General features: G+C 62.7%; 15 protein-coding genes. 8 read left to right on the forward strand and 7 right to left on the reverse strand.

Annotated elements, in window-relative coordinates:
* Positions 1-20: 20 nt before the first annotated feature.
* The 4 genes from ribBA to nrdR are packed head-to-tail and all read right to left on the reverse strand — an operon-like array spanning position 21 to position 3,449.
* Positions 21-1,112 carry a bifunctional 3,4-dihydroxy-2-butanone-4-phosphate synthase/GTP cyclohydrolase II gene (gene ribBA / locus AB4O16_RS13160; RefSeq protein WP_160390325.1) on the reverse strand — a complete coding sequence of 364 codons (1,092 nt, stop codon included), beginning with the start codon at positions 1,110-1,112 and terminating at the stop codon, positions 21-23.
* A 30-nt stretch (positions 1,113-1,142) separates the two neighbouring features.
* Entirely contained in the window at positions 1,143-1,808 is a 666-nt protein-coding gene (locus AB4O16_RS13165; RefSeq protein WP_460157884.1) for a riboflavin synthase, read from the reverse strand.
* A gap of 46 nt (positions 1,809-1,854) precedes the next feature.
* Positions 1,855-2,988 carry a bifunctional diaminohydroxyphosphoribosylaminopyrimidine deaminase/5-amino-6-(5-phosphoribosylamino)uracil reductase RibD gene (gene ribD, locus AB4O16_RS13170; RefSeq protein WP_160390327.1) on the reverse strand — a complete coding sequence of 378 codons (1,134 nt, stop codon included), beginning with the start codon at positions 2,986-2,988 and terminating at the stop codon, positions 1,855-1,857.
* On the reverse strand, positions 2,985-3,449 hold the full coding sequence (gene nrdR / locus AB4O16_RS13175) for a transcriptional regulator NrdR (protein ID WP_003228656.1): 465 nt from the start codon (positions 3,447-3,449) through the stop codon (positions 2,985-2,987). Before nrdR ends, ribD begins: the two co-directional genes overlap by 4 nt.
* Before the next feature lie 127 nt (positions 3,450-3,576).
* Between nrdR and AB4O16_RS13180 the strand changes: the two genes are divergently transcribed.
* From AB4O16_RS13180 to trxA, 3 genes are read left to right on the forward strand one after another with little or no spacing between them, the layout of a single operon-like run.
* Positions 3,577-4,041 (forward strand): YbaY family lipoprotein, encoded by a 465-nt coding sequence (locus AB4O16_RS13180; RefSeq protein ID WP_160390328.1) that lies wholly within the window; start codon positions 3,577-3,579, stop codon positions 4,039-4,041.
* Positions 4,038-4,694, forward strand: a complete 657-nt coding sequence (locus AB4O16_RS13185) for a class I SAM-dependent methyltransferase (protein ID WP_160390329.1) — start codon at positions 4,038-4,040, stop codon at positions 4,692-4,694. Before AB4O16_RS13180 ends, AB4O16_RS13185 begins: the two co-directional genes overlap by 4 nt.
* A 39-nt stretch (positions 4,695-4,733) precedes the next feature.
* The gene (gene trxA, locus AB4O16_RS13190) at positions 4,734-5,606 is read left to right on the forward strand and encodes a thioredoxin (RefSeq protein ID WP_160390330.1); all 873 of its coding nucleotides are present in this window, start codon (positions 4,734-4,736) and stop codon (positions 5,604-5,606) included.
* Positions 5,607-5,691: 85 nt separating this feature from the next.
* Here the strand turns inward: trxA and AB4O16_RS13195 are convergent, their stop codons facing one another.
* Positions 5,692-6,030: a hypothetical protein gene (locus AB4O16_RS13195; RefSeq protein WP_460157885.1), complete on the reverse strand. Its 339-nt coding sequence runs from the start codon at positions 6,028-6,030 to the stop codon at positions 5,692-5,694.
* Between the two features lie 135 nt (positions 6,031-6,165).
* On the opposite strand from AB4O16_RS13195, the gene AB4O16_RS13200 reads away from it, so the two are divergent.
* From AB4O16_RS13200 to AB4O16_RS13220, 5 genes are all read left to right on the forward strand, one after another.
* Positions 6,166-6,744 (forward strand): DUF2796 domain-containing protein, encoded by a 579-nt coding sequence (locus tag AB4O16_RS13200; RefSeq protein WP_460157886.1) that lies wholly within the window; start codon positions 6,166-6,168, stop codon positions 6,742-6,744.
* A 131-nt stretch (positions 6,745-6,875) separates the two neighbouring features.
* On the forward strand, positions 6,876-7,586 hold the full coding sequence (locus AB4O16_RS13205) for an ABC transporter ATP-binding protein (protein ID WP_057713120.1): 711 nt from the start codon (positions 6,876-6,878) through the stop codon (positions 7,584-7,586).
* A 1-nt stretch (position 7,587) separates the two neighbouring features.
* Complete coding sequence (locus tag AB4O16_RS13210) at positions 7,588-8,853, forward strand: ABC transporter permease (protein ID WP_160390333.1); 1,266 nt, start codon at positions 7,588-7,590, stop codon at positions 8,851-8,853.
* 11 nt (positions 8,854-8,864) lie between these two features.
* Positions 8,865-9,383, forward strand: coding sequence for a DUF3299 domain-containing protein (locus tag AB4O16_RS13215; protein ID WP_056728945.1), 519 nt, complete (start codon positions 8,865-8,867; stop codon positions 9,381-9,383).
* A gap of 221 nt (positions 9,384-9,604) precedes the next feature.
* Positions 9,605-10,303 (forward strand): OmpW/AlkL family protein, encoded by a 699-nt coding sequence (locus AB4O16_RS13220; RefSeq protein WP_160390334.1) that lies wholly within the window; start codon positions 9,605-9,607, stop codon positions 10,301-10,303.
* A 200-nt stretch (positions 10,304-10,503) separates the two neighbouring features.
* Here the strand turns inward: AB4O16_RS13220 and AB4O16_RS13225 are convergent, their stop codons facing one another.
* Both AB4O16_RS13225 and AB4O16_RS13230 read right to left on the reverse strand, forming a co-directional pair.
* Positions 10,504-11,433, reverse strand: a complete 930-nt coding sequence (locus AB4O16_RS13225) for an NAD-dependent epimerase/dehydratase family protein (RefSeq protein WP_460157887.1) — start codon at positions 11,431-11,433, stop codon at positions 10,504-10,506.
* Positions 11,426-12,310, reverse strand: a complete 885-nt coding sequence (locus AB4O16_RS13230; RefSeq protein ID WP_160390336.1) for a sugar nucleotide-binding protein — start codon at positions 12,308-12,310, stop codon at positions 11,426-11,428. Before AB4O16_RS13230 ends, AB4O16_RS13225 begins: the two co-directional genes overlap by 8 nt.
* Positions 12,311-12,558: the final 248 nt, after the last annotated feature.

Consider the following 12,558-nt stretch of genomic DNA (forward strand, 5'->3'; position numbering starts at 1 on the left):
AGGCCGGGGACAACCGGTCATTATTCGGAGGGCACGTATTCTACAACTTCCAGATCGAAACCGGATATCGCATTAAACTTCATCGGTGCCGACATCAGGCGCATTTTGCGCACACCGAGGTCACGCAGGATCTGCGAACCGGCACCGACAATGCTGTAGGTGGTCGGTTTTTTCACGGCTGTGTGGTCGGCGGTTTCGCGGATATGCGCCAGCAACACATCGCCATCCAGCGGGTGACCGAGCAGCAGCACCACGCCACTGCCAGCCTCGGCAACCGCAGCCATGGCGGCGCGCAGGCTCCAGCGGCCTGGCTGCTTGACCATCAGCAGGTCGCGCAGCGGGTCCATGTTGTGCACGCGAACCAGGGTCGGTTCTTCGGCGCAGACATTGCCCAGGGTCAGTGCCATGTGCACGTCGCCTTCCACGGAATCACGATAGGTCACCAGGTTGAATTGGCCCAGTTCGCTGTCCAGCGGCTGCTCGGCAATCCGCTGAACGGTACGTTCGTGGATCATCCGGTAGTGAATCAGGTCGGCGATGGTGCCGATCTTGATGTCGTGTTCGGCGGCAAAGGCTTCCAGCTCGGCGCGACGGGACATGGTGCCGTCGTCGTTCATCACTTCGCAGATCACGCCGCTCGGCTCGAAACCGGCCATGCGCGCCAGGTCGCAGGCAGCTTCGGTGTGGCCGGCACGGGCCAGGGTACCGCCGGCCTGGGCCATCAGCGGGAAGATGTGGCCCGGGCTGACGATGTCTTCGGCCTTGGCATCACGGGCGGCCGCCGCTTGCACGGTACGCGCGCGGTCGGCGGCGGAGATGCCGGTGGTCACACCGGTGGCCGCTTCGATCGAGACGGTGAACTTGGTACCGAAACCGGAACCGTTGCGCGGCGCCATCAATGGCAACTTGAGCAGTTCGCAACGCTCGCGGCTCATCGGCATGCAGATCAGGCCACGGGCGTGCTTGGCCATGAAGTTGATGTGCTCGGGCTTGCAGCACTCTGCGGCCATGATCAGGTCGCCTTCGTTCTCGCGGTCTTCGTCATCCATGAGGATGACCATCTTGCCTTGGCGGATGTCTTCAACCAGTTCTTCGATGCTATTGAGCGCCACAAGGCACCCCCTTTTTGCGAAATTTGAGCTTCAGGATTTGAGGTAGCCGTTTTGGGCCAGAAAGCTTTCGGTGATGGTGCTGCCGGCAGTCGGCTCTGCGGCCTTGTCGCCCAACAGCAGGCGCTCCAGGTAACGGGCCAGCAAGTCCACTTCCAGGTTCACCCGGCGACCCGGCTGATACGACGCCATGATGGTTTCGCTCAGGGTGTGCGGAATGATGGTCAGCAGGAACTCGGCGCCATCGACTGCGTTCACGGTCAGGCTGGTGCCGTCGACGGTGATCGAGCCTTTATGGGCGATGTACCTGGCCAGTTCTTTCGGTGCGCGGATACGGAATTCCACGGCACGTGCGTTCTCGGTGCGGGCAACCACTTCACCCACGCCATCGACATGACCGCTGACCAGATGCCCGCCGAGGCGAGTGGTCGGGGTCAGGGCTTTTTCCAGATTGACCGGGCTGCCGCTTTTCAGGTCGTTCATGGCGGTGCAGTCGAGGGTTTCGCGACTGACGTCGGCGGCGAAACCGTTGCCCGGCAATTCAACAGCGGTCAGGCACACGCCGTTGACCGCGATGCTGTCGCCCAGCTTGACGTCGCTCAGGTCGAGCTTGCCGGTTTCTACGTGAACCCGCACATCACCGCCCTTTGGGGTCAATGCACGAATACTGCCGATGGATTCGATGATGCCGGTAAACATGAGGTTCTCCTCGAGAACAAAGCCAACGCTGTAGCGTGGCCGGAAATTATACGCTTGCTGCTGGCAAAGGAATGGCAGTGACCCGCCAGTCATCGCCAATTGCACGAATTTCGGTGATTTTGAGTTCCGGCGCATCCTTCATTTGCGCGAGCGGCCAGTCCAGCAGCGGCCGCGCCGAGGAGCCCAGGAACTTGCCGGCGATGAATATCTGAAACTCGTCCACCAGCCCGAGCTGGGCAAACGCACCGGCCAGGCGCGGGCCGGCCTCGACCAACACCTCGTTGACGCCGCGGGCGGCGAGTTCGACCAGCAGTTGATGCAGATCGACCTGGCCATCGTAGCCCGGCACGATCAGGCACTCCGGGCCGTTGGCGTACTGCTCTTCCACTGCCACGCAGGTGGCGACCAACGCCGGGCCAGCCTTGAAGAATGGCGCATCCAGCGGCACCCGCAGGCGGCCGTCGACCAGCACCCGCAGCGGCGGGCGGCTCATGGCCAGGGCCGTTTGCCCGGCATCCAGGCCCAGTTCATCGGCGCGCACGGTCAGCCGCGCGTTATCCGCCAGCACCGTATCGGCGCCGGTCAGTACCACACTGGCTTGCGCGCGCAGACGCTGGACGGCCGAGCGCGCCGCCGGGCCGGTGATCCACTGGCTTTCGCCGCTTTCCATCGCCGTGCGCCCGTCCAGGCTCATGGCCAGCTTGACCCGCACGAACGGCAAGCCGTGTTCCATGCGCTTCAGAAAGCCTTGATTAAGCTTGCGCGCTTCGCCTTCCAGCACGCCGCTTTCGCTGGCGATACCGGCCTGGGCCAGGCGTTGCAGACCGCGACCGGCAACTTCCGGGTTCGGGTCCTGCATCGCCGCGACCACCCGGGCCACACCGGCGTTGACCAGTGCATCGGCGCAAGGCGGTGTGCGGCCGTGGTGGCTGCAAGGTTCAAGGGTCACGTAAGCGGTGGCGCCCCGGGCCAGTTCACCGGCGGCACGCAGAGCGTGGACTTCAGCGTGAGGCTCGCCGGCGCGCTCGTGCCAGCCTTCGCCGACAATCTGCCCGCCCTGCACGATCACGCAACCGACCCGCGGATTGGGGTGCGTCGTGTAATGCCCCTTGCGCGCCAGTTCCAGGGCACGGGCCATGAAATGAGCATCGAGGATGGCTTGTTCTGCGGGCGTGGTCATTCTTTCACCGGTTCACGGGCCAGGCGATCGATCTCTTCGCGGAACTCGTTGAGGTCCTGGAAGCGGCGATATACCGAAGCGAAGCGGATGTAGGCGACTTCGTCGAGCTTCTGCAGCTCGGCCATCACCAGTTCGCCGACCACGAGGGATTTGACCTCGCGCTCGCCCGTGGCGCGCAGTTTGTGTTTGATGTGCACCAGCGACGACTCGAGACGCTCGACACTCACCGGGCGCTTTTCCAGCGCGCGCTGCATGCCGGCGCGGAGTTTTTCTTCGTCGAACGGCTGGCGACTGCCGTCGGTTTTGATCAGGCGCGGCAACACCAGTTCAGCCGTCTCGAACGTCGTGAAGCGCTCGCCGCAGGCCAGGCATTCACGCCGGCGGCGCACCTGTTCGCCCTCGGCGACCAGACGCGAGTCGATGACCTTGGTGTCGTTGGCACCGCAGAAGGGACAGTGCATGGTGGCAGGCAACAAAAAAAGGGAGGGCCATGGTAGCGCATCCCGGTGGCAAGACAAGCCATAGGGTTTGCGGTATACAGACGGGATGATCACTTGATCCATGGAATTCAGCTTTATGGAGCCACTAATGTCGTTACGTCCGCTCATTTTGCTCAGTGTTTTCAGCCTGCTGGTGGCTTGCGGCAGCGATGCACCCAAGCCCCAGCCGCCAACGCCTGGCCCGGCGCCGCAGCAAGCGCAGAAGAAGGCCCGGGAGGCCGCCGACCTTGGCCCGCTGCCTGCGTATCAGCGCGAATTGAGCGGCACCCTGCAAGGCGTGCCGGCCGGCGCTGAAGTCGAACTGGCATTGCTGGTGATCGACGAAAAAGACCGCCCGCAACAATTGCTCGCCAGTTCCAGCCTGATCGGCAACAACCAGGTGCTGCCGTTTCACCTGCGTTTCAATCCGGAATCCTTCCCGGCCGGGGCCCGTGTTGAACTGCGCGGTCGCGCCAGTCAGTCCGGGCAGTTGATCCTGCACCTGCCATCGCAGCAGATTACCCAGCCGACCACCCAGGCCCTTGGCCAACTGCAATTCGTCAAAGCCCCATGAGTGCACCGCTCGACCTGCAACGGGCCTTGGCTGACCTGCTGGGTGATGCGCAACTGGTGGCCTGCCCGTTGCCGGAAACAGATTTAAAGCTGTGGCTGATCGACGGCGACAAGATGGACCGCGCCTTCAGCCCGGAAGAAACCCGGCGCATCCTGCATGAGCCGCCGTACTGGAGTTTCTGCTGGGCCAGTGGCCTGGCCGTGGCCCGCTATCTGGCCGCCAACCCGCATTGGGTCGATGGCAAGCGGGTGCTGGATTTCGGTGCCGGTTCCGGGGTGGCGGGCATTGCCGCGGCGAAGGCCGGGGCGCTCGAAGTGCTGGCCTGCGATCTCGACCCGCTGGCGATTGCCGCGTGTCGGGCCAATGCCGAACTCAATGACGTAGAGCTCAACTACTCGACGGATTTTTTCGCCGAGGCCGATCGCTTCGATCTGATTCTGGTGGCGGACGTGCTGTACGACCGGGCGAACCTGCCGCTGCTCGACCAGTTCCTCAGCCGCGGCCGAGAGGCGCTGGTCGCGGATTCCCGAGTGCGGGACTTCCGTCATCCGTTGTACCAACGCATCGAAATGCTCGAAGCCATGACGCTGCCGGATCTGGCCGAGCCCCACGAGTTTCGGCATGTGAGCCTCTACCACGCTGCCCGCGCCTGACCGTATAGTTGCCCTATTCACGCTTTTACGAGATTGCCCATGAGTCAGGAAACGCCGTACATCTTCGACGCCACGACTGCCGATTTCGACCAGTCGGTGATCGAGAACTCTTTCCACAAACCGGTGCTGGTGGATTTCTGGGCCGAATGGTGCGCGCCCTGCAAAGTGCTGATGCCGATGTTGCAGAGCATTGCCGAGAGCTATCAGGGCGAATTGCTGTTGGCCAAGGTCAATTGCGACCTCGAACAAGACATCGTCGCCCGCTTCGGTATTCGCAGCCTGCCGACCGTGGTGCTGTTCAAGGACGGCCAGCCTGTCGATGGCTTTGCCGGAGCGCAGCCGGAATCCGCCGTGCGCGCCCTGCTCGAACCCCATGTGCAGATGCCGCCACCGGCCGCCGCCGATCCGTTCGAACAGGCCCAGGCGCTGTTCGATGACAGCCGTTTTGCCGATGCCGAAGCGCTGCTCAAAGTGATCCTGGGTGAAGACAACACCAACGCCAAGGCACTGATCCTGTACGCCCGTTGCCTGACCGAGCGCGGTGAACTGGGCGAAGCGCAAGCCGTGCTCGATGCGGTCAAGAGCGACGAGCACAAGGCTGCGCTGGCCGGAGCCAAGGCGCAGATCAAGTTTCTCGGCCTGGCCAGGGACCTGCCGGATGCCGCCGATCTGAAGGCGCGGCTGGCGAAAGACCCGCAGGACGATGAAGCGGTTTATCAACTGGCGATCCAGCAACTGGCCCGTCAGCAGTACGATGCCGCGCTGGATGCCTTGCTGAAGTTGTTCACCCGCAACCGCAGCTACAGCGAAGGCTTGCCGCACAAGACCTTGCTGCAGGTGTTCGAGTTGCTGGGCAATGACCACCCGCTGGTGACCACGTACCGCCGCAAGTTGTTTGCCGCGCTGTACTGACCTGTAGGAGCCGGCTTGCTGGCGATGCAGACGCCGCGCTCCATCAGGTGAACCGCGTCATCGTTCATCGCCAGCAAGCCGGCTCCTACAACCAGCGGTAGATCGGCGTATCGGCGCCGCTTTCCACCTTCACATCCGGACTGTGCCGCAAGCGCACCAACAGGCGCTTGCCGGCCGCCGCGCTACCGGTCAGCCCTTCGAGTTGATCGAGCAGGTCCGGCCCACTGAGCTGCCCGGCCTTGCGCAGTAAATCCCTGGCGATCTGCCACAGCGCATCATCCTGATTCAGCGGTTTCGCCGCCGATGTGCTGACTGCGGTTTTTTCCACCTGCACCTGCGCCCCCAGTCGCGCCCAGTCCGCGTCGTCCATCTCCAGGGTCAAATCCACCGGCCAGTCGCCGATGCTTCCGCGAATTCGCAACATAGGTCTGCTCCCGCACATTTCTTCTATGCATGCTCCCATGGGGCTTGTGCAACGCCAAGCAGGCAGTCAAACTCTTCGCACTTACGTTATAAGATTACATAACATTTTCTTCATTTTACTATTCGGAGACTCGCCATGCGTCGTCTGCTTCTCGCCCTGCCGTTTGCCATGTTGCCGTTGACTGTCGCCCATGCCGCCACCGAACACGATCATGAGCATGCCAGCCTCGGCGCCCACGAACATGGTGTCGGACGCCTGAATGCGGCGCTGGACGGCAAGACCCTGGAGCTGGAGCTGGAAAGCCCGGCGATGAACCTGGTGGGTTTCGAGCATGTCGCCAGCAGCGATGCCGACAAAGCCAAAGTCGTCGCCGCCCGTGCTCTGCTCGAGCAACCGCTGGCCCTGTTCAACCTGCCGAAAGCCGCCGGCTGCACAGTGGAAAACCAGGAACTGGAAAGCCCGTTGTTCGGCGATGCCCCGGATGCCGACGATGACCACGATGAAGACGCCAAGGATGAGCATCATCACGATCACAGCGAAATCCACGCCCACTACCAGTTCACCTGTGCCACTCCAGGAGCGTTGAAGACCCTGGACCTGGCGAACATTTTCAACTCGTTCCCGGCCACCCAGAAAATTCAGGTACAACTGATCGGCCCGAGCGGGCAGCAAGGGGTTGAAGTGACGGCCAAGTCTGCGGCCCTCAAATTCTGAATCCACCCTGTTCCGTAGGAGCCGGCTTGCTGGCGATCGCCACGCCGCGGTCTGTCAATGAAACCGCGTTATCGTTCATCGCCAGCAAGCCGGCTCCTACACAGGTCATCAACATTCATGAAATCGGCTAAATGACCCAAGCACTCATCGAACTGTCCGACCTGGGCTTCAGCTGGCCCGGTCACCCGCCGCTGCTGGACATCCCGGCGTTTCGCCTGGAGCGCGGGGAAACCCTGTTCCTCAAAGGCCCCAGCGGCAGCGGCAAGACCACCTTGCTCGGCCTGCTCGGCGGCGTACAAAAACCCGATCGCGGCAGTATCCGCCTGCTCGGCCAGGAGCTGACGCAACTCTCGGCCGGCGCCCGCGACCACTTCCGCGTCGATCACACCGGCTACATCTTCCAGCAGTTCAACCTGCTGCCGTTCCTGTCGGTGCGTGAAAACGTCGAATTGCCCTGCCACTTCTCGAAGCTGCGTGCCGAACGGGCGAAACAACGCCACGGCAGCGTCGACAAAGCCGCCGCGACACTGCTTGCCCACTTGGGCCTGAAGGATGAAAACATCCTCGGTCGCCGCGCCGACTCACTGTCCATCGGCCAGCAGCAACGGGTCGCCGCCGCCCGCGCGCTGATCGGGCAACCGGAACTGGTGATCGCCGACGAGCCGACCTCGGCCCTCGATTACGACGCCCGCGAGAACTTCATTCGCCTGCTGTTCGCCGAGTGCCGCGAAGCCGGGTCGAGCCTGTTGTTCGTCAGCCATGACCAGAGTCTGGCGCCGCTGTTCGATCACAACCTGTCGCTGGCCGAACTCAATCGCGCCGCCACCCCGTCCGAGGTCTGAGATGTATCTGTTTCGTCTAGCCATGGCCAGCCTGGCTAACCGCCGCTTCACCGCGATCCTCACCGCATTCGCTATCGCCCTGTCGGTGTGCCTGCTGTTGGCGGTGGAGCGCGTGCGCACCGAAGCCAAGGCCAGCTTCGCCAGCACCATCAGCGGCACCGACCTGATCGTCGGCGCCCGCTCCGGCTCGGTGAACCTGTTGTTGTACTCGGTGTTCCGCATCGGCAACGCCACCAACAACATCCGCTGGGACAGCTTCGAACACTTCGCCAGCAACCCGAAGGTGAAGTGGGCAATCCCGATGTCCCTCGGCGACTCCCATCGTGGCTACCGGGTGATGGGCACCACCGAAGCCTACTTCGAGCATTACCAGTACGGCCGCCGGCAACACCTGGAACTGGCCGATGGCAGGCCGTTTGCCACTGACCCGTTCGAAGTGGTGCTCGGCGCCGAAGTGGCCGAGGCGCTGCACTACAAACTCGGCGACAAACTGGTGCTGGCCCACGGCGTGGCGGCGATCAGCCTGGTCAAGCACGACGACAAACCGTTCACCGTGGTCGGCATACTCAAGCGCACCGGCACGCCGGTGGACCGCACGCTGCACATCAGCCTTGGCGGCATGGAAGCGATTCACATCGACTGGCATAACGGCGTGCCGGCCCGGGGCGAGGGGCGCATCACGGCCGATCAGGCGCGCAACATGGACCTCACGCCGCAAGCGATCACAGCATTCATGCTCGGTCTCAACAACAAGATTTCGACCTTTGCCCTGCAACGGGAAATCAACGAATTCCGCGGCGAACCGATGCTGGCGATCCTGCCGGGCGTGGCGTTGCAAGAGTTGTGGAGCCTGATGGGCACGGCGGAAAAAGCGCTGTTCGTGGTCTCGCTGTTTGTGGTCCTGACCGGATTGATCGGCATGCTCACGGCCATTCTCACCAGCCTCAATGAACGCCGCCGGGAGATGGCGATCCTGCGTTCGGTGGGCGCACGACCCTGGCATGTCGCGACGCTGCTGGTGCTCGAAGCCTTCGCCCTCGCGCTGTCGGGCGTGATCGCCGGTGTGGCGTTGCTGTATGTGTGCATCGCGGCGGCCCAGGGTTATGTGCAGGCCAACTATGGCTTGTTCCTGCCTCTCTCCTGGCCGAGCGAGTATGAATGGACACTGCTCGGTGGCATCCTGATCGCCGCGCTGCTGATGGGTAGCGTGCCGGCCTGGCGGGCCTATCGCCAATCCCTGGCCGATGGCCTGTCGATCCGTTTATGAGGACGTTGAAAATGCCCCGCGCTGTACTTGCGCTGTTGATGCTGGTCGCCCTGCCCCTCTGGGCGGCCCAGCCAAAAGACCTGACCTGGTCGGAGATGATCCCGCCCGACGCGCCGAAAGAAGTGCCGAACATGACGCCGCTGCATGATCTGTCGCAGATGAGCAATGCGCTGTCGGCCGAATCGGCGCCCGCCGCCAAGCAAGACCTGCCCAATGCACCGGTGGTCAAGACCCTCGATGGCCAGAACATTCGCCTGCCGGGTTATATCGTGCCGCTGGAAGTGAGCGAGGAAGGACGCACCACGGAGTTCCTGCTGGTGCCGTATTTCGGCGCCTGCATCCATGTGCCGCCACCGCCGTCGAACCAGATCGTGCACGTCAAGAGCGAAGTCGGTGTGAAGCTCGACGAGTTGTATCAGCCTTACTGGATCGAAGGCGCATTGCAGGTCAAGGCGTCCACCAGCGAACTGGCGGATGCCGGGTATCAGATGGAGGCGGACAAGATTTACCTGTATGAATTGCCGGAGTGAATCCGACAGTCATGTAGCGTCTGATCGACAGCCATCGCGGGCAAGCCCGCTCCCACATTGGAATGCGTTCCCCTGTGGGAGCGGGCTTGCCCGCGATGGGGCCATCAAAAACAACACAAGAACCAGTCATCCCTCACTTTCATTGAGCTGCATCAAAAGACTGGATAGTTAGCCGGCTTACCATTGGACATCGAAAACTTTTAACGTCCTCTGGAGCCCCCATGAACAAGTCCATGCTCAGCGCTTCGCTGGTTGCCCTCGCGCTCGCAGCCCCGCTCGCCCACGCCCACGAGGCCGGTGACATCATCCTTCGTGCGGGCGCCATCACCGTTAACCCGAAAGCCGACAGTTCCAGCGTGAAGGTCGATCAAGGCCCGCTGGCGGGCGCCGACCTGGGCGGCAAGGCGACCATGAGCAGCGACACCCAACTGGGCCTGAACGTCGCCTACATGCTCACCAACAATTGGGGGATCGAATTGCTGGCGGCCACGCCGTTCGAGCATGACGTCAAACTCAAAGGCACCGCCCTGGGCGCCGCCAACGGCAAACTCGGCACGCTCAAGCACCTGCCGCCAACCCTGAGCGTGGTGTATTACCCGCTGGACGCGAAGTCCGCGTTTCAGCCGTACGTCGGCGCCGGTATCAACTACACCTGGATCTACGACGAACACGTCGGCAGCGAAGCCCAGTCCGCCGGCTTCAGCAACTTCAAGGCGAAGAACTCCTGGGGCATGGCCTGGCAGGTCGGTGCCGACTACATGCTGACCGAGCACGTCATGCTCAACGCCCAGGTGCGTTATATCGATATCGATACCCGCGCCACCGTTGAAAACAACTCGATTGCCCCGGGCACCCGTGCCAAGGTCGACGTGGATGTGGATCCGTTCATCTACATGGTTGGTCTGGGTTACAAGTTCTAAAGAACGTTCACGTGGTGGTGAATGAGGCTTGCTGGTGAGCAGACTAAATACTGATGGCGACTGCTGCGCAGTTGAACGGGACGGTGCGGCGATCCGCCAAGCCCCCTCGCCACAGGGAATCTACCCGCTTCAAGGTAAATTCCGGCCGTGAAAAAGGCGCCTGTAAAAAGGCGCCTTTTTCATGTCCGCAGGGCAGTCATCTATCGACCCAGCAATCGCGCCAACCCTATACGCATCGGAGTCTGCTCCGCGGTAGTGAAGCGTTCCAACAGACGCCGGTTGTTGGCCCGGGAGTGACGGATATCACCGGAGCGCGCCGGGCCGTAGCTCACCGGTGGCAGCTTGCCGACCACGGCTTCGAGCGCTTCGAGCATTTGCTTGAGGGTCGTCGCCTGGTTCCAGCCGACGTTGACCGCACCGACTTCGACCCGGGGCTTCTCGATGGCCTGCACCAGCAAGTCGACCAGGTCTTCGACGTAGACAAAATCCCGGGTCTGCTCACCATCACCGAACACCGTGATCGGCAGGCCGTTCTGTGCGCGCTCGCTGAAAATGCTGATCACCCCGGAATACGGCGAGGACGGATCCTGGCGCGGGCCGAAGATGTTGAAGAAGCGGAAAACCACCGGCTCCAGCCCATGCTGGCGACGGTAGAAATCGAAGTAGTGCTCACCGGCCAGCTTGTCCGCCGCATAAGGAGTCAGCGGGGCCTTGGGCGTGTCTTCGTCAATCGACTCGCCCTCGCCATTGTTGCCATACACCGCCGCGCTGGAGGCGAACAGCACGCGTTTGACGCCGGTCTGGCGCATGGCTTCGCAGACGTTCAGCGTGCCGATGAAGTTGCTTTGGTGCGTGCGTACCGGATCGTCCACCGAAGCCTGCACCGACGCCACGGCCGCCAGGTGCGCCACGGCGCTGCAGCCGGTCATGGCCCGGGCAACCACGGCCGCATCGGCCACGTCACCGACAATCAGTTCGACCCGGGGATTGTCCAGCGGCAGGTTGCTGCGCTTGCCGGTGGACAGGTCATCGAGAATCCGCACCGCATGCCCCTTGGCAAGCAGGGCGTCGGTCAGGTGCGAACCAATGAAACCGGCACCACCGGTGATCAAAACGGGACCGTCAGCCATGGCGATAGAACCTGTCCAGTAGACCGGGAAGCGCCGCACGCCAGGCGCGTGGTTTGATCCCGAAAGTGTGCAGAATTTTTTTGCAGGCCAGTACCGCGTGTTGTGGCTCTTCCGCCGCATCCGGACGCGCGGCGTGGGCCTGGGCGGTCGGGGCTTCGATGGCCAACTGATGCAGGCTGCGCGCTTCGGTCAGAATCGCCTGCCCCAGCGCCAGCGGCGTGGTCGCCTCATGCCCGGCGTAATGGTAGGTGCCCCACAACGGCGCGGCGCAATCGAGTTGCTTGAGCACGGAAATGATCACCCGGGCGGCATCGTCGACCGGCGTCGGATTGCCGCGCCGGTCATCGGCCATCAACAGTTCTTCGGGTTGTTCGGCACGGGCGAGGAAGCGGCCAAGGGCGCCATCCGGGCTGTCGTCCAACAGCCAGCCGAAACGCAGCAGCACGTGTTGCGGGCAGGTGGCGCGAACGCTTTGCTCGATCCGCCACAATGCCTGGCCGCGCAGGCCCAAGGGCACCGGTTCGTCTTTTTCGCTGTAGGCGGTGGCGCGGGAGCCGTCGAACACGCGATAGCTGGAAGGTTGGAGCAGCACGATGTTGTGGTGCTGGCACAGTTCCGCCAGACGCTCGATCGCACGCTCCTGGCCGGCCAGGCGCTGTTCGCTGACTGCCTCGGCCTGAAACCAGTCGAAGTAGTACGCAAGGTTGATCAATGCATCGGGACGGGTGTCGTCGAGCAGTTGTGTCAGGCTCGCGGCATCCCAGCCGTCTTGCGGCGGGCGGGGGGCGAGGAAACCGATGTCTTCCTCCGCACCGAGGCGAATCAGCGCCTGCCCAAGGGCATTTCCGCCGCCCAGTAACATAAGGCGCATTCGCATAGAGTCAGCAGGCCCAGTCTGATTGGAACGATGGCTATATCGACAACGCGCCCAGGCGATGTCGTTGGTAATTGCCGGAATCGTTGCATTTTGCGGGTTTAGTGCGCAACCGTCATCCGTAAAGTGTAGTTGCCTGAGTTTTGCAGTGTCGCCACTGGCCTCATCGCGAGCAAGCTCGCTCCCACAAAGGTCTTGTGTACACCGGCACACTGTGGGAGCGGGCTTGCCCGCGAAGGGGCCCTGTCAGC

The organism is Pseudomonas sp. S2_H10 (genome assembly GCF_054668285.1).